This is a genomic window from Actinoplanes sp. NPDC000266 (assembly GCF_042899005.1).
In the GTDB taxonomy this organism is placed as follows: domain Bacteria; phylum Actinomycetota; class Actinomycetes; order Mycobacteriales; family Micromonosporaceae; genus Actinoplanes.
Genome location: NZ_JBIAZI010000001.1, coordinates 271,907 through 293,976, shown reverse-complemented (window position 1 = coordinate 293,976; position 22,070 = coordinate 271,907). Strand labels below are relative to the sequence as shown.

Sequence of the window (22,070 nt, the reverse complement as noted above, 5' to 3'; positions counted from 1 at the left end):
CATGAGACTGCTGCTGCGGAACCCGGAATTCCGTGCCGTCGCGCTGACCGAGGTCCTGTCCGTCCTGGGCGACCAACTGTCGAGGGTGGCGCTGGCCCTGCTGGTCTTCGGGCGCACCGGATCCGCGGCGCTCAGCGGACTCACGTACGCGCTGACCTATCTCCCCACCGTGGCCGGCAGCCTGCTGCTGTCGCCGGTGGCGGACCGGCGGCCCCGCCGGGAGATCCTGATCGCGATCGACGTCGCCCGGGCCGCGCTCCTGCTGGTGATGGCGGTACCGGGCGCTCCGCTGCCGGCGCTGTGCGCCCTGGTCGCCGCATCGGCCTTCCTGAGCGGCCCCTATCAGGCGGCTCGCCTCGCGATGCTCCGCGACATCCTGCCGCAGGAGCAGTACGGGGCCGGCATGGCCGTACGGCAATCGCTGAACCAGGGCGCCATGCTCGCCGGGTTCGCCTCCGGCGGGCTCCTGGCCACCGCCTTCACGCCGTCCGCCTGCCTGATCATCGACAGCGGCACCTTCGCGCTGGCCGCCCTGATCGTCACAGCCTTCGTCCGGCGCCGGCCGGCCGCCGTAACCGGTGGAGACGCCCGGACCGTCGCACCCACCTTCCGCCTGATCGGGCGCACGCCAGCGCTGCGGGCGGTCTACCTGATGACGTTCTCGGCGCTGTTCTTCATCGCGCCGGAGGCGCTCGCCGTGGCCCTCGTGGCCGAGCGGGGGCTCGATCCCCGGTGGACCGGACTGTTCATGGCATCGGCCGGCCTGTGCTCGCTCGTGATCCTGCCGCTGTTCGCCAGGTTCGTCACCGCGGCGCACTACCCGGCGGCGTTCCCGATCGCCTGCGTGGCCCCCGGTCTGCCCCTGCTCGCCGTCGCCGCCCTGGACAACCCGTATCTGATCATGCTGTTCGCCGGGGTCAGCGGCGCGATGTGGGCTGTCCTGATCGTCATCTCGGTGTCGACCTTCGCCCAGTTGCTGCCCGACGATCAGCGCGCCCGGGGCATGGGCATCGCCGCCTCCACCAACGGCGCGTCACACGGCGCCGGCGCCCTGCTCGCCGGGCTGATGGCCGAGTCGCTGGGCGCCGGCGCGGCGGTCACCCTGCTCGGCCTGGCCAGCCTGTTCTTCGCCACGGTCCCCATCGTCCTCTGGCGTCGCGCTCAGGACTCGCGGGCCGTCCTGCGAAGCACGACGTAGGTCCCCGGGACGGCGGGACGCCTGTCCCGGGGACCTCCTGGAGGGGCCGCCGCTAACAGGCGCTGGAGATCCTGTCGTTCAGCGTGTTGATTCCGAAGAAGGTTCCGTCGGCGTTGTAGATGACGACGGAACTCAGGGCACTGGCGCCACTGTGAGCGGCGACCAGGATGTACTTCCCGCCGAGGTTCGTGTCCTGATAGAACCGGACGGTGTAACCCGTGTTGTTGTACACCGACGACGCTTTGTCGTTCGCACTTCCGACGTTCGTCGCGCACGCCCCTCCGGCCAGCAGAGTCCTCGTCCCCGCGTAGTTGGTGTCGGCGAACAAGCAGAAATACCCATTGTCGCAGTTGGCCCCGGCGGCCTGCGCGGGAACGGCCGCACCGAAAACTCCGGCGAGCGTCACCGCGAGGGCAACGGAGATTGAACGAAGTCGCATTTTTCCTCGATTCGTCGAGCGGGAAAGGCGACGCACAGGGTAGGCATCCCGGCTGGACGAGATCTGGATCCGACTATATTTCGAATCCAGCCTCTCGCTTGATGCGCTCGGCCAGAACCTCCAGATCGAGGAGACCCTTCGGATAGCTGTCCTCGCGGATCCAACGGTCGAGCCGCGCACGGGCGGCCCTCGGTGCCGGATGGTTGTACGCCGCTGGGTTCGCGAAGTGGAGGCAGCAGACCTCGACGAGGTACCGCCGTTCGGGGAGCCGAAGGAGCCGGCGGAGAAAGCCGTTCGCTCGCACGTGCCGGGCGGTCCGGTCGGCCTGCTCGTAGCAGTAGTGGCACAGAGGACCGAAGTTCACGCCGCTATCCCCATCATGTCGGCCAGGTTCGGCAACGGGAAGGGCGACTTTGAAGGGCCATTCCTCATTTCCGCGAGCGATGCACAGGATAGGCATTCCGGCTGGACGGATTCTGGACTCGACTATAGTCCGGATCCGTCGACTTCTGTTATGGCCGGCCCGGCGTGTACCGACCGTGAAGTTGGCGGGCTCTCAATTCCGGGATGAACGTGTCGTGAATACGTTTCGATCCCGGGCGCATCGGCCGTACCGATGGGTAGCGTCGCTGAGGCCCCGCATTCTTCGGTCAAGAGGTGACGCCAATGCTCTCTCGAATCCTCACCCCGGCCCACAGCCGACGGCTGGTCGCCCTGTTCGCCTCGGTGCCCCGCACGGCCCGGCGATGAGCCCGGCGCGTATCGCCGCCGACACCGAGAAGCTGAACAGCCGGGCGCTCCAGCACGCGGCCCTGGAAATCAGGCGCACGATCGGAACGTACGAGTCGGGAGTGGCCGGCGTCGGCCCGGTGGTGCTGCACCAGCGCGACTCCGAGCTCGACAAATATGTGACGAGGCTGATCACCGAGGTCCCCACGACCACGAGGATGCTGCTTTCCCTGATCGATCGAGCCTGCGTGGGAGACGCGGGAGCCACCGGCGACATGGCGGCCTTCTTCGAGCGGGGCGAAGAGCTCAACGTCGTCGAGGCCCGTGGCGGCGACTTCGGCACGCACCACTGAGGCCGGTGTCCGTACGTGGGCATGGACGTATCGGATGAGCTGAACGGCTTCCTGTTCTGGCTGGCCGGGGAATCGTTCCCCGGCACCGACGAGGACAAGCTCCGACAGCTGGCGCAGGTGCACCGCGACGCGGCGTCGGAGATCGTGAAGATCCTGCCGTTCTTCACCCAGGCGATCGGCGAGATCGACGCCGCCGTGGAGGGCGCCGCCAACGCGGCGGTCGTCGACGCCCTGCGCGAATACACGCAGGATCCCGGCTATCTCGGCCTGTCGGCCCGCTACGTCCGGCGGATGGGCGACGACATGGACGAGGCGGCCACCGAGGTCGAGTACGCCAAGCTCATGATCGTCGCGACCCTGATCGAGCTCATGCTCGAATTCCTGATCGCGCTGGCCGTCGCGTTCCTGTTCCCCGGCGCCCTGTCGGCGCTGGCGACAAGGCTGCTGATCGGACGGTTCAAGATCTGGGCCTGGCTCGCCCGGGCGATCGTCGCGGTGGTGCTGTCCCAGGTGGCCGGCGTCGGCATGCAGGTGCTCATGGACGTCGTGGTGCAGGCCATCCAGATCCGGGAGGGCCACCGGAAGTCGATCGACTGGGACAAGATCCGCACGTCGGCCGCGGTCGGCTCCCTGGGCGGCGCGATCGGCGTGATTCTGGGCGGCGCCGGCGGCACGCTGGGCAACTTCTTCAAAAAGCTCCTGGGCGGCGGTTCCGAGTACATCGGCCACGCCGCACACGCGATGGGCACCGAGATGCTCACGGAGGTCAGCTGGGCGGTCAGCCAGGGCGAGAAGATCGACTGGAGTCAGGGCGGCAGCATCCACGGCGCCGCCCTGTCCGGCTTGACGTCAGGCTCCGTCGAATTCGCCGGCGGCAAGCTCGGTCACGCTCTCGCTCCGCCGGCGAAGCGGCCGGATTTCCACGGGCAGATCCTCCGCGAACTGTCGTTCTCGACCAGCGCCAGGCCCACAACAATCGCAACACAGGACGGGCAGTGGCTGGTCAACGGCGAGCCCCTGTTGGTGAGGCCGGCCCCCGACGGCCGGCCCGGACTCACCCTGCTCTCCGACACCGACCTCGCATCCATCGCCGGCCGTCCCGTACTGCCGTCGCGCGGCGGGCCGGTCGTCATGGTCCACGGCGTCACCGGCGACGGCCCGCCCGCCGTCAAGGTTCCCCTGGCCGGCGGCGGCACCGCCCGCCTCACCCCCGAAGATCTGGCCCGGATGCTGGGCCCTCAGCCGGTCCGTTCCACGCTCACCCTGCTCGCTTGCTCCGACGGCGATGTCTCGGCCGAGTTCGCTCGTCGCCTGGCCGCCGCCACCGGCCACGACGTGCTCACCCCCGAGGGACAGGTCCGCGCCGGCGCGCTCACCCGGCCCGGCCAGCCCGTGTCCGTCGGAGACCAGCCCTGGCTGCTGTTCACCCCCGGGAGCGCCGACGCCTGGGACGTCGTCAACGACGAGCGGCCTTTCGAGGGCATCACCGCCCGGGACGCCCCGCACGACCCGACCGGCCTCACGCTCGACCGGCCCGCCGGCCCGTACGCCACCCGTCCCGAGCTGCTGTACGAGGTGGCCGGCGCCACGGATCTCGACGGCCTCACCCAAGCGGTCACCGAAGCCGCTCAGGCCCAGGTGCGCGACAGTGTCAAACCGCACCTCGCTCGCCTGACCCCGGGTGGACGCGACGGTGTCGCGGTGGACACCAGTGGCATCGAGACCGCGCTGCGCGACGACCTGCCCTCGTTCTTCGTCAGCGGTGGGCGCACCTTCGACGTCAAGGACGGCTGGGGCCGCTGGCACACCGTGACCGTCAACCCGGTCCGGCTGCCCGGCACCGAGACCTCGGCCGGCCTCCCCAGCACGAAATACGACACCCGCGTCGACGCCACCACGGCGATGCGGGAGACACACACCTCGGGCGAGAGCCTCGCCGTGGGCGCCGGCGTCACCCTCGGCGGGCGGATCGGCCCGGGCGGGGGCCTCTCCGGCGAGGTGGCCCTCGCCCAGGCCACCGAGACCACCGAGTCGAGCACCACCGTCTTCGACTCGCACAACGTCCGCAGCGGCCAGAGCGCCGACATCGTACGGTCCCCGGTCCGGTTCTCGGTGACCGTTGGGCACCCGGCCCGGCCCGGCGCCGACGTCACCGCCGACGTCGGCTTCTACGTCCTGCAGGACATCGCCACCGCCACGCCGCGCGACGAGAGCCGCACCACCGGCCCGTTCGACGTCGCCACGCTGGTCGAGAACACCAGTCCGGTCCGTATCCTCGGCGCCCGGCTCGATGCCGGCACCCTCTCCTGGAACGAGGCCGCCGAGCACATCCTCACCCGGCTGCGGGCGACCGGCGTGGCCGATCCGGGCAGTACCAGCCGCGAGCAGGCGCGATCGCTGCTGAGCGAGGCCAATGTGCTGGGGCAGCTGATGCCGGCGCTGGAGAGTCCCGCGCACTCGCCGCTGATCCTGAGCCCGTCCCGGCGCCAGGCCGTGAGCCTGGAGATGACCGCCGAGGTCACCGGCATCCGCACGGTGGCCGACGTGGCCAAGTCGTCGTTCCGCTGGCAGCCGGGCATCACCGAGACCGGCAAGCGGCAGCACACCAGCCAGGTCGGCGGCGGGGGCAGCGTGGTGCCGATCCGGTGGGGCTTCGGCCCGGCCTGGGTGCAGGCCCGCCTGTCGGCCGGCTTCCGGCGCACCACCGCCACCTCGGCCGGGCAGAGCAGCACCAGCCGCACCGGCACCGAGTTCAAAGACGTGCCCAACACCCTCACCGAGCTGACGGTCAAGGTCAAGATCGATCCGGCCGTACGTCTCAACGCCCTCCGCCATCCGATGCGGCGCACCCCGGGCATGGCGCCGGTCGAGGTCGAGCTGACCGTGCTGAGCCGGCTCCCCCGCGGCAAGCTGGCCGAGCTGCTGAATCCGCCGGCCGGACCGGCACCGGGCGCCGATCCGCCCCCACGGCCCGCGCCACCCTTCGCCGAGCACGGCGGGCATGCCATGCCGCTGGGCATGAGCCGCTTCCGGCACGTGCTGCCCGGCACCGAAAGGCTGGTGCGCCGCATCGGCGGCGGAATGCTGCCGCGCTTCCGCACCGAGGGCGTGGCCAGGCGGATGGGGCTGGCCCGGTCGGCCGCCGAACGCCAGCGCAACCAGGCCGAGCTCGACCGTGTGCTGTCGGCGCCGGGTCTGCGGCAGAGCTACACCGCGCTGCTCAACGGCGGGGTCACCGCCGTGCTGACCCGCACCGGCGTCCTCAGTGATCGGCACACGGTCGTCCATGTGCGGGCCAGGCACCCGGATCGGCTGCGCTACAAGGGCCCGCAGCCCGGGGTGGCGGTCCGCACCTTCCAGTCGTCGGGCGAACAGGACGGCGTGTCAGCCGGCGGTCAGTGGCGGGCCGCCGTGGCGGGCGAGGCCGCGTTCATCGGCCGTTACCCGGGTCGCGTGGTCAACGCCGGGGTCACCGCGGGCGGTGCGGTCGAGGCCAACCGGCGGTGGGGCCTGGACGGGAGCGTCGAGACCACCGGCCAGGAAAGCGCCTTGCACGGCGGCACCCCCGACTCCGAGGCGTACGAGGGAGACCTCGAGCTGGAGGTGACGGTCCACTCGTACCGGACCGGCCCCGGCTGGGATCGCGGCTCCCGCATCGGGGTCGGCCGCACGGTGAAGGGCCGCGACGTGCCGGCCGGCGCCCGCCCGCTCGCGCCCGGGTTCCACCGCGACACCACCACGGTGCGCGGTCACGTCGTGCCCCGTTACCGGCTCGTCGACCGCCGGCCGGTGCGGGTGCTCTACGCCCGCAGCGCGGTCCCCCAGGACGTGCTCGACGCCCACCCGGTCAGCGTTCAGGACCGAGAGAGCAGCCCGCTCCAGCGCAGGACCGCCATCGATCCGGGTTCACTGCGCGACTACGTCGACCGGCCGGGCACCCCGGCCGTCAGCGAATGGCAGTACGTCGAGTCGATGCCGGCCGCCCGGACGGCGATCGACCTGGTGCGCCAGGCCGTCCAGGACACCCAGAACTACGGCACGCGCAAGTCGCACCGCCGGCTCGGCGGCCTGCGCGGCGACGACGCCCTGGCCGAGGGCATGCCGGTCTGGGCCGCGCTGAACGACCGGCTGACCGCCGGCCGGCAGATCGCCAACCTGGCCGCCATGACCGAGGCCAGGTGGAGCCCGGAGACATTGACCACGATGGACGACGGCGGGCAGCTCGACGTCGCGCTGGCCGCCCACGTCACCAATCCGCGCATCGTCACCGCCCGGGCCGAGACGGCCGGCGAGAACGCTCCCGGCGGCGGCACCCAGGTCTCCGGGTCGAAGACCCTCGAACGGCACTTCCTGGCCCGGGTCGCCGGCGGTTTCGGGCTGCGCAAGCCGGGCACCGACCGCGACCGGTACGGCGGCGGCGCCACCGGGCAGGCCGGCTATCAACGCCTGTTCGCCTATCGCCTCCACCGCGGTCGCGAGAAGGTCGGCGGGTTCACCGAACGCAACATCAACAACCGCAAGGGCAGGGCCCGCACCTACCTCGTGGTGGCCGACCTGCGCCTGACCGCCGGGGCCGACGTCGCCACGCCCGCCCGGTTCCCCCGATCGATGGTGCCCGGCCCGCTGCAGCCCAGCTCCTGGGAGCACCACAAGACGGTGCGGCACAGCGCGGTCGTGCGCAACGGCGTCTATCTGCGGCTGACCGAGGCCCAGGCGATCAAGGCCGGGCTGCTCACCACCGAGGACGACGGGGAGCATGTCCCGCACGGGCCACGACCCCGCCCCGCCTTCACCGAACAGGTGCGCCGATCGGGGCTGGGACTGCCGCCCGGGCGCTCCCCCGGCCAGGGCCTGCAGGCCTTCCGCGAGGTGCCGTCGCTGATCCGGCCGGCCACCGAGGCGCTCGAGCGGGCGATCGCCGCCGATCCGGGCCGCCGCGACCTGCTCCGGCCGGTGCTCGACGCGCTGACCGCCCGGGGCCTGGCCGACCCGATGCTCAACCGCGATCGGCTGCGGCAGATGCTCAGCCGGGCCGGTGTGCGACGGTCGTGGGGCAACCTGTTCGACGGCGGCGTCTCGCTGATCCACGCCGAGACCGGCAAGGTCACCCAGCGCCTGTACGACGTACGCCTGGAGGCCCGGCTGACCGGGGAGGCCGTCTTCGACGGCTTCCAGGCCGACCACGACGACATCGACCTGCGCACGATCGGCACCCGCGGGTCGGGCCGGCTGGTCCGCACCGCGCGCGGCAGTCAGGTGTTCGCCGGCGCGGCCGGCACCGCGGTGATCAACCCCCAGGGCAAGCAGGCGGCGATCGGCGCGGGCCACCAATACGCGGCGAACAGCCAGACCGGGCACACCTCAGCGATCGAGACCGGCCACCGCACCAACAACATCAGCTCGGCGCGCGGCGTCAAGGCCCGGATCGTGCTGCGGCCCACGTTCGAGCTGAAGGTCTATCACCGCGGCCAGGCCGTGCCGGACGGCACGGTCACGTTCCAGCAGGACGTGACCGTCGACCGGTGGGCGGGCGACCTGCGGACAGCGGCCGCCCGCCGAGCCCCGGCGGAGCTGGACTCCCCCGGCGCCTATCGCCCGGGCGCGGTCGCGGGTGACGTGCCCGGCTGGACCTCCCGCCACGGGCTGCTGGTGCCGCCGCGGTTCAGCCCCGAGGACATCGGCCGGGCCACGTCGGTGCAGGAGATGGCGACCGCGATGCTGGCCGGAGCGAGCCGCCGCCTGCGCGAGGCCGGTTATCCCGCCTCCCACCAGGTGCGCGCCGGTCTGAGCCCGGACGTGCTGCTGCCCAACGCCGCGCAACTGCTCTCGGCCGGGATGCTCGACCTGCCCGGCGTGCCCGCCACCGACGTCATGATGCGCAAGCTGCTGCCCCGGGTGGGCCTCGTGCCGATGGCGGTCCGGCTGGCCGGTCTCGACTCCGGTGTCTTCCGCGAGCACCTCACACAGAGCACCACCAGCGCCGGCACCGCCGTCAACCAGCAGAACGTGACCAGTCAGACGCCCCGCCTGCTCCTGGGCCGCGGCTACATGGGCGATCCCTATCAGGCGCTGGAGACCTCCGGCACCGGCCCGGTCAGCGGCGACACCGCGGCCGTGGCGACCGGCGAGGACAGCGGGGTGTCGTCGTACGGCAATCTCAAGCCCGAAAATCCGTCGGTGCTGCTCGAATATGTGACCCGGCCGGTGTTGTCGGGCACGCTGACCGGCCACGCCTCCGGATCGAACCCGGTCGCCGACGGCGCCGGCCGGCAGGTCAGCCTGTTCGTGCGCACCGGGCTGGAGGAGGCGCGACGCGTCCTCGGCCTGGGTCATGGCGCTCCGGCCGCGGCCGTCGAGGCGTTCGACGCGCTGGTCGCGGCCGAGAAAGACCTCAAGACCAGGGCGGACGCGTTCGTCGACGCCGCCGACGCCGAGGCCGCGGCCCGTTACCACGCGCAGGGGAGCGACGAGCCGGCCGTACGCCAGGACTGGGAGGCGAAGGCCGCCGAGAAGGACCGGTGTGAGGACGCGTTCTGGGCGGCGCTGCGGGAGCACTATCGCCACCTCGACGACTATCAGGCCACCTACGTCGCGATCGGCGACGAGGTGCCCGTGTAGCCGGCCGCCGATGACGGCGGCCGGCTCACACATCAGTAGAACATCGCGGCGGATGACGCGGTGTTGTCCCCCAGGTTGCCGCGGCCGTTGATGACGTTCACCCGCTCGCCGGGACCAACCCCGATCATGCCGCCTTTGTAGTAGTCGTGCTCATAGATGACCAGGGTGTACGGCGTACGGTTCCACACCGACGAGACGGCGTCGTTGAGCCCGTCCCCGTTGTAGAAGGTCCAGCCGCTGAAGTTGGACATCCGCCGCGAGGCCACGGTCCCGGTCTTGAGCCGGGTCGGGACGGCGACCGTGCCCTGCAGGTTCGGGTTGCTGTAGAAGCAGACCTCGGCCCCGTAGGTGCCGCATTGGTACGGCGCGGCCTGCGCCGGCGATGACACCACCGCCGACGAGGCCAGCACGGCCAACAACGATCCCAAGATTCCCCTGAGGGCCAAACGCTTTTTCATGGGCCGACGCTAGCGATCGGCTCTGGAGAAAAAGTGAGTCGCGAATTCAGTCGAGAGCGGGCAGCGAGGCCTTGCCCTTGTCGGCCAGGACGAACGGCGTGTCGATGTCGGCCGTGCCCTCGCCGATGTTCGCCGCGATCACGCCGGTGCCGAGACCGGCGATCTCACCGGTCGGGTCCTGCACGATGAACGTGTTCGCGCCGGTGTAGATCGTGTAGGTGGGCTTGCCGTTCGACTCGCCGGTCTCCCGGAACCGGAACGTCTGGCTCGGTGCGGCCGCGTCGCAGCCCACGAGGTGGATCAGGGCCGGCGCGCCGCCGGGGCCCACCTGGGCCGACACGCACAGCGGCTCGCCGCCCGCGCGCAGCTTCGCGGTCTTGATCGAATACCGGTCGCCGCCGGACGGGACGATCACGAAGAGGTCCTTGTCACCGAACGAGGACGACAGGCCCAGCTTGTTGCCGGTGACCACGCCGACGGTCGCCTCGCTGTTCTTGGGCAGCAGGAAGACCTGCCGGGTGCCGCTGAACACGCCGCCACGCGGGCTCGCCGAGGCCGGGGCGGTCGTGCGGGTTGCGGCGGTCGTCCGGGTGGGTGCGGTCGTACGTGTGGCGGCGGCGGTCGTCGCCGGGGCGGGCAGGGCGGTCACGTCGCCGGCCAGGTCGACCGGGCTCGACGCCGGCGCGGCGCCGGACGCGGACGGAGCGGAGGTCGGGGCCGCGACGTCGCCGGCGCCGCAGGCCGAGGTCAGCAGAAGCCCCGCGGCCGCGGCGGCGAGGGCGCCGGCTCGGAGAGAATCGGTACCACGCATGACGTACTCCCAATGGCTCATTCTTCGGTTGTTTGCCGGTGACCATCTTTCGGCGCCGGCCGGCGCGCGACGACATCCGGGAAAGCATTGGCATGAAGAGAGGAGACAGCAATTCTTCAAACCCCGGCGGAATTGTGGCGGACTTCACGAAGTAAGAGCCTGTCCAGTGGCGACTGATTCACTGGCGAATATGCGCGTGGTAATTCTGGCCGTAGGCACCCGAGGAGACGTGGAACCGGCCCTGGCGCTGGCCCGCCAATTGCGGGTGCGCGGGCACGAGGTGTCCATGGCGGTGCCGGTCGACCTTCTGGCGTTCGCCATCGAGGCGGGCGTCGGCGCCCGCCCGGTGAGCGTCAACGCCCGCGAGTTCCTGGAGTCGCCGGAAGGGCAGCAGTTCCTGGCCGCGGGCAACAGCCGTGCCTACGTCCAGCTGCTGACCACCAAGAAACACGAGATCGCCCCCGCCGTGCACGCCGACCTGACCGCCGCCGTCGAGGGCGCGGACGTCATCGTGGCCACCCGCCTGGTCGAGGAGGAGGGTTCCTCGCTGGCCGAGTGGCTGGACGTGCCGTTCGTGGCCCTGCACTACTTCCCGGCCCGGTCGAACAGCGCCTACGCGTCGCCGTTCGTCACCGCGCGCCGGCTGCCGGCCCCGCTCACCCGGCTCTCCCACCGGGTGTTCGAACGGACACAGTGGCGGCACAACGAGGCCGACGTGAACGTGCTTCGGGCCGGGCTCGGCCTCCCGGCCGTCCACGAGCCGGCCGCGACCCGGCTCGCGCGTTCCGGTTCGGTGGAGCTGCAGGCGTACAGCCGGTTCCTGACCCCGGAACTGGCGAACTGGGACGACCGGCGCCCGCTGATCGGCCCGCTGCGGATGACCGCCGACCAGCGCGCCCTGATCCGCACCGACCACAGCGACCCGGACCTGGACCGTTGGCTCGACGACGGCGATCCGCCGATCTACATCGGCTTCGGCAGCCAGCCCTTCCTCGACGGCACCCGCCTGATCGAGGAGGTTCGCACGACGGCCGGCCGGCTGGGCTGCCGCGTGCTGCTCAACGCCGGCTGGAGCAGCCTCGACGCCGCCGACCTGGGCGACCGGATCATGCTCCGCGGCTCGGTCGACCACGACAAGGTCTTTCCCCGTTGCCGCCTCGCCGTCCACCACGGCGGGGCCGGATCGACCGCCGCCTCGGTCGGCGCCGGCCTGCCCACCGTCGTCTGCGCCGACTACGGCGACCGGGCGCTGTGGGGCCAGGCGGTCACCCGGCTCGGCGTGGGCGCCACCATCCGCTTCGCCGACATCAGCGGCCAGACCCTCACCGCCGCGATCGGCCCGCTCCTCGACGGCGACGCGGCCCGCCGGGCGCAGGCCATCGCCGCGGCGATGGCCACCGAACACGGCGGCCCGCGCGCCGCCGCCATCGTCAGCGGCCAGGCCTCCACGGGATCGCTTCAGATCACACCGAGGCGCAGGGCGTAGGCGACCGCGTGCGACCGGTTCCGCAGATTCAGCCGGCTGGTCATGCTGAAGACGACGTTGTCCACCGTCCGCTCCGAATAGCGGAGGGCGTCCGCGATCTCGCCGGTGTCGAGGCCGTCGGCCATCAGCCGCAGCACGTCGACCTCGCGCGGGGTCAGCGTGGCCGCGTTCTGGCCCTGCGGCCCGAGCACTTCGCATTGCAGTCGTTCGAAATGCTTGCCGAGCGCGCGGACGAGCTCGGGTGACAGGACTCCACCGCCGGACGCCGCGGCCAGCACGCTCCGCACGAGCCGGTCGGGGGTGACCGCGGCCAGCGGCAGGACACCGACCACCCGGCATTGGAGGGCGGCGAGCAACTCGTCCTCGCTGAGATCACGGGTCACGAGGACCACCGGCACGCCGGAGCGCGCGGCCGACAGCCGGAGCAGCGCGACCACACCGGAGGTGAGGCGGTCACAGCAGACGACGAGCACGTCGGCGCCGGCCATGCCCGACTCCTGCAACACCTCGAACTCACCGCTGGCCTCCAGGAAGCCGATGAGCCCCTCCCGGCTCAGCACATCGGCCGACCGTACGACCACGCGAACCAGGTCTCCGCCGTCCCTCGGGAAGTCGTCCGGCGCGGACGACATACGCAGAGCCTTGATGTATTTCGGCAGCTCGACGGCGGCTCTCTCCAGCAGCCCGGGCGCGACCTGCCGGACGAAGACGCCGTCCAGCACGTCCTCGGCGCCCTTACCCACAAGCGCCGCGTCCCACTCGCGTGAGCCCTCGAGCCGAGCCCGTACGGTGGCCAGCGACCGCTCCAGGTTGGCGACGGCCCGGTCCGCCTCGTCGGCGTCCAGGACCAGCCGTCCCTCGGTGGCGAGGGTCAGCAACAAGTCGCCCGCGAACGGCGTGGTCTCGTCCGGCATCACTCGTTGAGCTCGTTCAGGAAGCGCTGGACGATCGGCACTGCGGTCTCCGCACCGGCGCCCCCCTTCTGCACCAGCACCGCGAACGCGATGTCGCCCTGCCAGCCGACGAACCACGCGTGCGTCTGCGGCGAGGCGTTGTCGAACTCGGCGCTGCCTGTCTTGCCGTACACGGGCTTGCCCTTGACGTTCTTCAGCGCCTTGCCGGTGCCCGAGGTCACCACCTCGCGCATCATCGTGCGCAGCGGGCCGACCGCGCCGGGCGCGAGAGGGGCGCCGTCGGCGGCGGGTCTGACCGGCGCCGGGTCGAGCACCAGCCGCGGCTGGACGAACCAGCCCCGGGCCACCGCCGCCGTCGCCGAGGCCATGGCGATCGGGCTGACCGCGGTCTGCCCCTGCCCGAACGCGGCCTGCGCCAGCTCGGCCGGATCACCGGCCGGCGACGCCTTGCCGCTGAACGTGTTCACGCCCAGATCCCAGTCACCGCCGAGCCCGACCGCGGCCGCGGCCGACCGCAGTCCGTCGGCGCCCAGCTGGGGAGCCAGATTGACGAACGCCGTGTTGCAGGACTGGGCGAAATCGACGTGGAAGGGCACGTCGCCCAGGGCCATGTCGTGCGCGTTGGCGAAGACCTGTCCCCCGGCCTCCTTGGTCTTCGGGCAGGCGACGACGCTGTTCGCGGTCACCGCCTTCTTCTCCAGCAGGCCGAGGGCCGAGACCATCTTGAAGGTCGAGCCGGGCGGCACCTGCCCGGTCAGCGCCACGTTGTCGCCGTCACCGTCCGGGCCGTTGCTGACCGCCAGCACCGACGAGTCGCTGATCCGCACCGCCACGAGGGAGCTGGGCAGCTTCTGCGTCGCGGTCGCGGCATCGGCCGCGGTCTGCGTCCGCACGTCGATCGTGGTCCAGACGGGCGATCCGGCCACCGGCTCGGTCTCGTGCACCCGCACCGGCTCCCGGCCGCCGGCGCGCTCGATCTCCACGGCGAGCGCGGCTGTTCCCCGCAGCCTGGCGTCGTACCGCTCCTGCAGACCGCCGTGCCCGGCCTGATCGCCCCGGGCGACGGCGCCCGGGTTCGCCGCGAGGTCGTCGGCGGTCGCCTCGTCGACGGTGCCGAGCAGAGCGCGGGCGAACATCCGCGTCGGCGCCAGCTCCCGCTCGCCCTTGGAGAAGCTGAGTCCAGGCAGCTTCCGCAGCTCCTTCTCGATCTTCGCGAAGTCGGGGCCGCGCAGGGTGACCGCCTCGACCGGCGGGTCGACGTCCACCCCGGCCTTCCCGAGGGCCGCGACCAGCTTCGCGGCCTCGGTGAACCGGGCCGGGTCGACGGTCACGGTGACCACGGGGCGCGGGGCGACGAGCGGCGTGTTCCCGGCGCCCACGATCCGGCCCCGGTCGGCGGGCACGCGGCGCAGCGCCAGCTTGTCGCCGGCGCCCAGATCCTTGTGCAGGACCGCGGGCTCCCCGATCACCTGCCAGCCGTCGTCGCCGCGCCGGGTCAGACGGACGGAGCTGTCGTACGACCATGGCACGTTCCCGGGCAGGGTCCAGTCGACCTTGACGGCCCCCACCGCGTCGTCGCCGGTCTCGGCCACGCCGCCGGCCCGGGCGATCCGCAGGGTGCCGAGCGGCAGATCACCGGCGGCCTTGGTGAGCTCGGCGTTCACCGTGGCCGCCTCGACCGGTTTCCCGGCGGTGTCGACGAAGCCGACCTTGGACAGGTCACGCCCCTTGAACGCCGTGAGGAAGTCGTCCAGCGCGCCCTCGGCGCCGTCCTTGCCGCAGGCCGCGACGGCGGCGCCCAGCAGCATCGCGGCGACCAGCGCCGCGGCGCCGCGCTGGGCGGTCCGATCGAGTCGCATTGCTCGTTCCTTTCCCGGTGGGCCGGTCACGGCGATCATGCCCGAGGCGACTCAACAGACTCTGGACCCGAACTAGACGCCGGCGCGACGCTGCCACCAAGGGCCGCCCAGGGCCAGCAGGAAGCCACCGGCGAGGCCGATGGCCAGGGCGACATGGGACACGTGCCGAGCGCCCGCGAGCACCATCCCGCCCACCAGCACGATCGCCCCCAGAACCCCGGCGATCAGGACCGCCCGGTCCGGCCGGACGTGGGGCCAGGGCCGGCGAGCGGACCGGCGTCCGCCGGCCAGCGCGGCGACGGTCAGGAGGATGACGAGCGTGGTCCCGTAGGTGCGGGCGTAGTCCGGATAGCGATCCAGCACGACGCCGTAGGCGGCCACGATCACGCCGGCGACGATCCAGACCCAGCGCGGTGATGAATCGGTTTTCACATCTCACTCCGTCCGGTCATTCTGCTCAGGAGATCGTCGCGAGCCTTGTCCAGGCCGGTCGCCACCGAGCCCTCGACCGAGGCCGGCATCGCCGGGCGGCTGACCAGCACCCGCGGTGGCTGCGGCAGGTCACGGAGACGGCCCGCGAGCGTGGCGGCCAGCTCGGCGCCGCGCCCGCCGCCGAGCTCGGCGCCGACGACCACCACGGCCGGATCGAGCACCAGCACTACCGACGAGACCAGCGTGACCAGTTCGTCGACGCCACCCCCGGCGCCCGGCCGGTCGGCCGCCAGCTCCGGGAGGATCCCTCGGCGGCCGGTCACCTCGACGTGACCCCGCCGCCCGGCCAGGACCGACGCGAAGACCACATCGGGATCCGCGCCGATCATCAGATAGCCGGGAGCGTCGCGCGCGACCCCGAACCGTCCCTCGGCGGCCGCCCGAAAGGCGAACGCCGATCCGGCTTCGATCCGTGTGGGGGCGGGGAAGCGCGCACGTAAGCGGTTCATCACCGCGTCGTACGCCCCCGAACGGGGCCACCCGACGAGGATCCGATCGATCAGGGCCGGGTCGACACCGGCGTCGGCCGCCACCTTGTCGACCAGGTCGGGCACCTCGGTCTCCAGATCCGCCGCCCGGCTCCGGGTGATCGTGGCGCGATGAACGCCGGCCGCGTCCGCGCAGACGGCGACCACGCTGTCCCACGAAACGGTCACCGAGACGACGGTGACCGCGGTGGGGTCGAGGTCGTACCGCACCGCGCGTGAAGCGCGGCGGGCGGGCCGTGCCACCACCCGGGCGACGAGTCGCGCCGACTCCAGCCGGGCCAGGATCGTGTAGACCGCGGAACTCGAGAGGTGCAGCTCCCGGGCCAGTTCGGGCGCCGTCTTCGCGCCGCGGGACACGATCGTCTCCAGCACCAGCCGCTCCTGGCGGCGGGCCTGGGCGCGCCGGTCCCGCAGGCTGGAATACGTCATTCGGCTCCTCAAGAAGAGCAATTAAAGAATTCCAGGGTGAACGCTATCCGGACGCTGTGGATAAATACTTGACGGATTCTTCTCGGCCGGATCAATGCACGTCACGGCATCAAAAGTGTCGTACATTTCCGCCGGAACGCCGATCGGCGTTCACGTAAAGGAGAACCATGCGCAAGGTCCGAATAACATCGGCGCTCGCCCTGACCGGGGTGGCGCTCTGGGCCGCTTTCCCGGCTGGAGCGTTCGCCGCCACCGCGGCGACGCCGCCGGCCACCACCGCCGGATCCCGTTCGGTCACCCTGATCACCGGCGACACCGTCCACCTCGGCCGGACCGGCGGTCAGACCACCGTCGGCGTCACCCCGGCGGCCGGGCGAGAGAAGATCCCGTTCCTCAGCGCCGGCGCCGGTGACGACGTACGGGTCATCCCGGCCGACGCCGCCCCGTTGCTGGCCCAGGGCCGGCTCGACCCCCGGCTGTTCGACGTCTCCACCCTGGTGAAGTTCGGCTACGACGACAGCCGCCGAACGCTGCCGTTGCTGATCGAGGGCACCGCCACCCCGGCCGGTGGCACGCGCACCCGCTCCCTGCCCGGCACCGGCGTCACCGCGTACGCCCAGGACCGCTCGGCCCCGGCGGCCCTGTGGCGGAGCCTGACCGACGCCGGCACCCTCCGCTCGGGGATCTCCAAGGTCTGGCTCGACGGCCTGCGCCGGCCCGCCCTCGACGTCAGTGTCCCGATGATCGGAGCGCCCGCCGCCTGGCAGGCCGGGCTCACCGGCGCCGGCGTCAAGGTGGCCGTGCTCGACTCCGGCGTCGACCTCGCCCACCCCGACCTGGCCGGCCAGGTGGCCGAGGCGGTCGACCTCACCGGCGGCGACGACCTCGCCGACCGTTCCGGCCACGGCACCCACGTCGCCTCGACCATCGCCGGGACCGGCGCCGCCTCGGGCGGCCGCTACAAGGGAGTGGCGCCGGGCGCGAAGCTGCTCAGCGCCAAGGTGTGCCTCACCGAGGGCTGCCCCGAGTCGGCGATCCTGGCCGGCATGGCCTGGGCCGCCGAGCACGGCGCCACGGTCGCCAACGTGAGCCTGGGCGCCGAGGACACCCCCGAGATCGATCCGCTCGAGGCGGCCGTCAACGAGATCACGGCCCGCACCGGGATGCTCTTCGTGATCGCCGCCGGCAACAGCGGCGAGGGCGGCGACGTCACCATCGGCTCGCCCGGCAGCGCCGGCGCCGCGCTGACCGTGGGCGCCGTCGACAAGGACAAGAACCTCGCGGGGTTCTCCAGCCGTGGGCCGCGCCTGGCCGACGCCGAGGTGAAGCCGGACATCACCGCGCCCGGCGTGGGCATCGTCGCGGCCCGCTCGGCCGACGGCCAGTTCCCGCCGATCGACGGCACCGACGCCTACACCCAGCTCAACGGCACCTCGATGGCGACGCCGCACGTGGCCGGCGCGGTCGCGCTGCTCGCACAGAAGCACCCGGACTGGCGGGCCACCCAGCTCAAGGCCACGCTGACGGCGTCCGCGGCGCCGGCCGGCGACCAGGGACCGTACGCACAGGGGTCGGGTCTGACCGATGTGGCCCGGGCCATCACGCAGACCGTGACGGCCAGTCCGGGCAGCGTCGCCTTCCAGCGCGCGGCCTCGGCACAGACCCGTGCGGTGACCTATCGCAACGGCGGGACCGCGGCGGTCACGCTCAACCTGGCCGTGGACCCGCTCTTCAAGCTCAGCACGACGAAGGTCACGGTGCCCGCGGGCGGCACCGCGGCCGTCACCGTGACGGCGCCGGCCGGCACCGGCCTGGCCGGCGAACCGCTGGGCGGCCAGCTGATCGCGACCGCCGGGACCACCCGGGTCGTGACTCCGGTCGGACTGGACATCGTCCGGCTCACGCTGACTCTCGAGACGCCCGGGGTGCTCGGCCCCGAGGGTTACTGGATCACTCTGCTGACCGACCTCGACCGGCACGAGGTCCTCACCCTCATGCACGCCGGTGACCGCCACCAGGCGCGGGTCCGCCCGGGACGGTACGTCCTCCAGTCGTACCGGATCACCGGCGACCCGTACGGCCCGGAGATCGTCTCGCTGAACGACGCCGACCTGAGGATGACGGCGGACCGCACCGTCTCGCTGGACACCGACGCGGCCAAGCCGGTCTCGATCGGCGTGGCCGACCAGAAGGCCGTGGCGATGTACAACGAGGCCGGCTGGACCATGCGGACCGAGAAGCCGCAGATCTGGGGCAGCAACGACCCCTTCAGCACCGTGATGAACATCGACTTCGCCCGGCTGCGGATCGGCCCGATCGCCGGCAGCGGAAAGGCCGACGGCTACGTCTCCTACCTGACGGGCGCCTGGGCCCACGGGTCCAACTACAACAGCCCCGCCGTCTACCACGTCTACCTGTACGAGCGCGGCCGCATGATGAGCGGCAAGGCCAAGAAGCTGGGATCCGGCGACTTCGCCAAGGTCACCTCCCGGGTCGGCGTGGACGTGCCGGACGTGCCGGTGGCCCGGCTCTCGGTCGGCCGCGCTCCCGGCAACTCGCCGGTGACCCGGAGCGACCTCGACCGGAGCGCGCCGCTGAGCTACCTCTACGACGGCCCCCGCACGATCGTCGACTACTTCAACCAGGACCAGCAGACCCTTTGGGGTACGACCAGTGCCCAGCCCGGCTACACCTACTACCAGTCGGACTGGCGGTCGTTCCGCCCCGGCCGCTCGTACAGCGAGGACTGGGCGCTCGGCGTGATCGGCCCGGTCTTCCCGGAGCCCGACTTCGCGCAGCAGTTCGCCACCCGGTACGCCGGCGACGTGCTGGGCGGTCCCGGTCCGCTGCACGGTGACGGCGCCGGCCACGAGGGCTTCCGGCATGTCCGCGACGGCGTGGCCGACGTCCGGGTCTATCGCAACGGCAAGCAGGTCGCCCAGAGCGACGAGGCGTTCCAGGCCTGGAACGTCCCGTCCGCGGCCGGTGACTACCGGCTGACCGCGACGTTCCGGAGCGCGCCGCAGTTCACCCGCTCCACGGTGATCGACGCGGAGTGGACGTTCCGCTCCGGCCACGTCGGCGACGGCGACCTGGTCAAGCTGCCGATGACGGCGATCCGGTTCACACCGGGCCTGGACCTGACCGGCGCCGCGCCGGACGCCACGCTCTTCGCCCTCCCGATCTCGCTGGACCGCCAGGTCGGCGCGGCCAAGGCGGCGACCCGGTCGCTCACCGTCGACGCGTCGTACGACGACGGCCGGACGTGGCATCGCCTGCCGGTGCTGCGCCTGGGTGAGAAGGCCACCGCCCTGCTGCACCACCCGAAGGGCGAGGGCTACGTGTCCCTCCGGGCGTCGGCGGCCGACTCGGCCGGCAACACCGCGAAGGAGACCATCATCCGCGCCTACCGCTACCGCTGACCGGAGACGGCCGCGCGTCGCACAGGCGCGCGGCCGGCCGGCTGGGCCGGCGCCGGGCCGGCCTGGGTCGCCGGCGGGTTGGGCACGGTCACCGGCTTGACCTGGGTCACCTCGACCTCCTTGCCGTGGTGCAGCAGCACCAGCCGGGCCGAGCCGCCACCGTTGCGCAGCGAGTACGTGACCTCTTCCGGCGTCACGGTGACACGCAGGCGAAGGCCCTGCCAGAGCAACGAGAAGTCCAGGACGTCGATCCGTGACGGCAGCCGCGGCGCGAACGACAGCTGGCCGTTGAAGTCACGCATACCGCCGAGACCGGCCACCAGCGAGATCCACGTGCCGGCCAGCGACGCGATGTGCAGGCCGTCGCGCGAGTTCTGGTGCAGATCGTGCAGGTCCATCAGGGCGGCCTCGCCCAGATAGTCGTGCGCCAGCTCCAGGTGACCCGTCTCGGCCGCCATCACCGCCTGGACACACGCCGACAACGACGAGTCCCGCACGGTCCGGGCCTCGTAGTAGGCGAAATTGCGCGCCTTCTCCTCCGGCGTGAACGCGTCACCGCGCACGTACATCGCCATCACCAGGTCGGCCTGCTTAATCACCTGCTTGCGGTACAGGTCGAAGTACGGGTAGTTCAGCAGCAGCGGGTACGCCTCCGGCGGAGTGTTCTCGAAGTCCCACTCCTGCAACCGGGTGAAGCCCTCCGACTGCTGATGCACGCCCAACTCTTCGTCGTACGGGATGTGCACGGACGCGGCCGCATCGCGCCAGCTCGCCGTCTCCTCGTCGTCGACGCCGAGCTTGCGGGCCACATCCGGATGACGTGCGGCGGCTTCCGCGGCGGTCATCAGGTTCTGCTGGGCCAGCAGGTTGGTGTAGATGTTGTCGTCGACCACGGCCGTGTACTCGTCCGGGCCGGTCACGCCGTCGATGTGGAACTGGCCGTGCCGGTCGTGATGACCCAGCGAACGCCACAGCCGGGCCGTCTCGACCAGCAGCTCCAAGCCGTACTCACGCTCGAAGTCATAGTCACCGGTGGCCTGCACATACCGGCGAACCCCATCCGCGATGTCCGCGCCGATGTGGAAGCCCGCGGTGCCGGCCGGCCAATACGCCGAACACTCCTGCCCGCGGATCGTCCGCCACGGAAATGCCGCCCCCTGTAAACCCAGGGTCTGCGCCCGCTCCCGGGCCAGGTCGAGCGTCGAGTGCCGCCAGCGCAGCACGTCGGCCGCCGCGCTGGGCTGGGTGTACGTCAGCGCCGGCAACACGAACGCCTCCGCGTCCCAGAACGTGTGCCCGTCATAGCCCGGACCGGACAGCCCCTTGGCGCCGATCGGGCGCTGCTCGGCCCGCGCACCCGCCTGCAGCGTGTGGAACAGCCCGAACCGGACCGCCTGCTGCACCTCCGGGTCACCCTCCACGCGCACGTCCGAGTGGTCCCAGAACGCGTCCAGGAATTCGCGCTGCGCGTCGACCAGGCCCTCCCAGCCATCCAGCCGGGCGCTGGCCAGCGCGGCACCGACCTGGTCCCGGACCGCCGGCAGCGAGCGGTGCGACGACCAGCCATAGGCCGCCAGCTTGACCACCCGCAGCTTCTGACCCGGCTCGAGCCGGCAGGCCACCGTGGTGCGCAGCCAGTCCGGGTGCCCCTCGGTGGTCACCGCGTGCTTGCCCGGCGTCTCCACCAGGTGCTCCATGGCCGCGGCCATCCGCAGGTCGGAGGCCTTGGTCCGGTGCACCAGCAGACCACCCGTGCGCTGCTCCAGAACCTCCTCGGACTGCAGCGGATGGTCCAGGACGGCGGCCACCCGCGGATCCTTGCTCATCGGCGGCAACTGCTCGTTGGCCACCAGCTCGGACTGCAGAATGAGCCGGGACGGTCCGTCGAGCGGCTCCACCTCGTACAGGAACGCCACGACGGAGCGCTGGGTGAACGACACCATGCGCACGGTGCGCACCCGAATCGCCTGACCCGACGGGGACACCCACTCGACGGTGCGCTCCAGCGTGCCCGCCCGCAGGTCGAGCACGCGTTCGTGGGAGCGCAGCTCGCCATAACGCATATCGAACGGCTCGTCGTCGACCAGCAGCCGCATCAACTTGGCGTTGGTCACGTTGACCATCGTCTGCCCCGACTCCGGGAAGCCGTACCCGGCCTCGGCATACGGCAGCGGGCGCAGCTCATAGAACGAGTTCAGATAAGTGCCCGGCAAGCCGTGCGGCTCACCCTCGTCCAGATTTCCGCGGATCCCGATATGCCCGTTGCTCAGCGCGAACACCGACTCGGACTGGGCCAGCAGATCCAGGTCGAGGCGAGTCTCCCGGATGTGCCAAGGGTCCACGGGATAAGCCCGTTCACGGATCATGTAACGGG

General features: G+C 71.7%; 14 protein-coding genes. 5 read left to right on the top strand and 9 right to left on the bottom strand.

Annotated elements, in window-relative coordinates; translation table 11 throughout:
* Position 1: 1 nt before the first annotated feature.
* Positions 2-1,198, top strand: coding sequence for an MFS transporter (locus ACFY36_RS01235; RefSeq protein ID WP_499743862.1), 1,197 nt, complete (start codon positions 2-4; stop codon positions 1,196-1,198).
* A gap of 52 nt (positions 1,199-1,250) precedes the next feature.
* Here the strand turns inward: ACFY36_RS01235 and ACFY36_RS01230 are convergent, their stop codons facing one another.
* Together ACFY36_RS01230 and ACFY36_RS01225 are read right to left on the bottom strand one after the other, a co-directional pair.
* Positions 1,251-1,637 (bottom strand): peptidase inhibitor family I36 protein, encoded by a 387-nt coding sequence (locus ACFY36_RS01230; protein ID WP_499743861.1) that lies wholly within the window; start codon positions 1,635-1,637, stop codon positions 1,251-1,253.
* Between the two features lie 73 nt (positions 1,638-1,710).
* A complete protein-coding gene (locus ACFY36_RS01225) occupies positions 1,711-2,001 on the bottom strand; it encodes a hypothetical protein (RefSeq protein ID WP_499743860.1) in 291 nt (96 codons plus the stop codon).
* A gap of 382 nt (positions 2,002-2,383) precedes the next feature.
* Between ACFY36_RS01225 and ACFY36_RS01220 the strand changes: the two genes are divergently transcribed.
* Both ACFY36_RS01220 and ACFY36_RS01215 read left to right on the top strand, forming a co-directional pair.
* Complete coding sequence (locus ACFY36_RS01220; RefSeq protein WP_499743859.1) at positions 2,384-2,719, top strand: hypothetical protein; 336 nt, start codon at positions 2,384-2,386, stop codon at positions 2,717-2,719.
* A gap of 21 nt (positions 2,720-2,740) precedes the next feature.
* Positions 2,741-9,337, top strand: coding sequence for a WXG100-like domain-containing protein (locus ACFY36_RS01215; protein WP_499743858.1), 6,597 nt, complete (start codon positions 2,741-2,743; stop codon positions 9,335-9,337).
* Positions 9,338-9,369: 32 nt separating this feature from the next.
* On the opposite strand, the gene ACFY36_RS01210 is transcribed toward ACFY36_RS01215, so the two are convergent.
* Both ACFY36_RS01210 and ACFY36_RS01205 read right to left on the bottom strand, forming a co-directional pair.
* Positions 9,370-9,795 (bottom strand): peptidase inhibitor family I36 protein, encoded by a 426-nt coding sequence (locus ACFY36_RS01210; protein WP_499743857.1) that lies wholly within the window; start codon positions 9,793-9,795, stop codon positions 9,370-9,372.
* A gap of 46 nt (positions 9,796-9,841) precedes the next feature.
* Positions 9,842-10,606, bottom strand: coding sequence for a hypothetical protein (locus ACFY36_RS01205; protein WP_499743856.1), 765 nt, complete (start codon positions 10,604-10,606; stop codon positions 9,842-9,844).
* 190 nt (positions 10,607-10,796) lie between these two features.
* Between ACFY36_RS01205 and ACFY36_RS01200 the strand changes: the two genes are divergently transcribed.
* A complete protein-coding gene (locus ACFY36_RS01200; protein WP_499743855.1) occupies positions 10,797-12,092 on the top strand; it encodes a glycosyltransferase in 1,296 nt (431 codons plus the stop codon).
* On the opposite strand, the gene ACFY36_RS01195 is transcribed toward ACFY36_RS01200, so the two are convergent.
* The 4 genes from ACFY36_RS01195 to ACFY36_RS01180 form a co-directional block, all read right to left on the bottom strand.
* Positions 12,065-12,724 (bottom strand): helix-turn-helix transcriptional regulator, encoded by a 660-nt coding sequence (locus ACFY36_RS01195; protein ID WP_499744839.1) that lies wholly within the window; start codon positions 12,722-12,724, stop codon positions 12,065-12,067. The two genes, ACFY36_RS01200 and ACFY36_RS01195, sit on opposite strands and share 28 nt — an antisense overlap.
* A 281-nt stretch (positions 12,725-13,005) precedes the next feature.
* Positions 13,006-14,865 (bottom strand): penicillin-binding transpeptidase domain-containing protein, encoded by a 1,860-nt coding sequence (locus ACFY36_RS01190; RefSeq protein ID WP_499743854.1) that lies wholly within the window; start codon positions 14,863-14,865, stop codon positions 13,006-13,008.
* 72 nt (positions 14,866-14,937) lie between these two features.
* Positions 14,938-15,297: a hypothetical protein gene (locus ACFY36_RS01185; RefSeq protein ID WP_499743853.1), complete on the bottom strand. Its 360-nt coding sequence runs from the start codon at positions 15,295-15,297 to the stop codon at positions 14,938-14,940.
* Positions 15,294-16,274 carry a hypothetical protein gene (locus ACFY36_RS01180; RefSeq protein WP_499743852.1) on the bottom strand — a complete coding sequence of 327 codons (981 nt, stop codon included), beginning with the start codon at positions 16,272-16,274 and terminating at the stop codon, positions 15,294-15,296. Before ACFY36_RS01180 ends, ACFY36_RS01185 begins: the two co-directional genes overlap by 4 nt.
* 167 nt (positions 16,275-16,441) lie before the next feature.
* On the opposite strand from ACFY36_RS01180, the gene ACFY36_RS01175 reads away from it, so the two are divergent.
* A complete protein-coding gene (locus tag ACFY36_RS01175) occupies positions 16,442-19,696 on the top strand; it encodes a S8 family serine peptidase (protein ID WP_499743851.1) in 3,255 nt (1,084 codons plus the stop codon).
* On the opposite strand, the gene ACFY36_RS01170 is transcribed toward ACFY36_RS01175, so the two are convergent.
* A complete protein-coding gene (locus ACFY36_RS01170) occupies positions 19,687-22,062 on the bottom strand; it encodes a glycoside hydrolase family 65 protein (RefSeq protein WP_499743850.1) in 2,376 nt (791 codons plus the stop codon). The two genes, ACFY36_RS01175 and ACFY36_RS01170, sit on opposite strands and share 10 nt — an antisense overlap.
* Positions 22,063-22,070 lie beyond the last annotated feature (8 nt).

Bases quoted from the DNA above. Each gene is read 5' to 3' on its own strand.
- ACFY36_RS01235 (WP_499743862.1), top strand. From the start codon at position 2: ATGAGACTGCTGCTGCGGAACCCGGAATTCCGTGCCGTCGCGCTGACC.
- ACFY36_RS01230 (WP_499743861.1), bottom strand. From the start codon at position 1,637: ATGCGACTTCGTTCAATCTCCGTTGCCCTCGCGGTGACGCTCGCCGGA.
- ACFY36_RS01220 (WP_499743859.1), top strand. From the start codon at position 2,384: ATGAGCCCGGCGCGTATCGCCGCCGACACCGAGAAGCTGAACAGCCGG.
- ACFY36_RS01215 (WP_499743858.1), top strand. From the start codon at position 2,741: ATGGACGTATCGGATGAGCTGAACGGCTTCCTGTTCTGGCTGGCCGGG.
- ACFY36_RS01210 (WP_499743857.1), bottom strand. From the start codon at position 9,795: ATGAAAAAGCGTTTGGCCCTCAGGGGAATCTTGGGATCGTTGTTGGCC.
- ACFY36_RS01205 (WP_499743856.1), bottom strand. From the start codon at position 10,606: ATGCGTGGTACCGATTCTCTCCGAGCCGGCGCCCTCGCCGCCGCGGCC.
- ACFY36_RS01200 (WP_499743855.1), top strand. From the start codon at position 10,797: ATGCGCGTGGTAATTCTGGCCGTAGGCACCCGAGGAGACGTGGAACCG.
- ACFY36_RS01195 (WP_499744839.1), bottom strand. From the start codon at position 12,724: ATGTCGTCCGCGCCGGACGACTTCCCGAGGGACGGCGGAGACCTGGTT.
- ACFY36_RS01190 (WP_499743854.1), bottom strand. From the start codon at position 14,865: ATGCGACTCGATCGGACCGCCCAGCGCGGCGCCGCGGCGCTGGTCGCC.
- ACFY36_RS01180 (WP_499743852.1), bottom strand. From the start codon at position 16,274: ATGACGTATTCCAGCCTGCGGGACCGGCGCGCCCAGGCCCGCCGCCAG.
- ACFY36_RS01175 (WP_499743851.1), top strand. From the start codon at position 16,442: ATGCGCAAGGTCCGAATAACATCGGCGCTCGCCCTGACCGGGGTGGCG.
- ACFY36_RS01170 (WP_499743850.1), bottom strand. From the start codon at position 22,062: ATGATCCGTGAACGGGCTTATCCCGTGGACCCTTGGCACATCCGGGAG.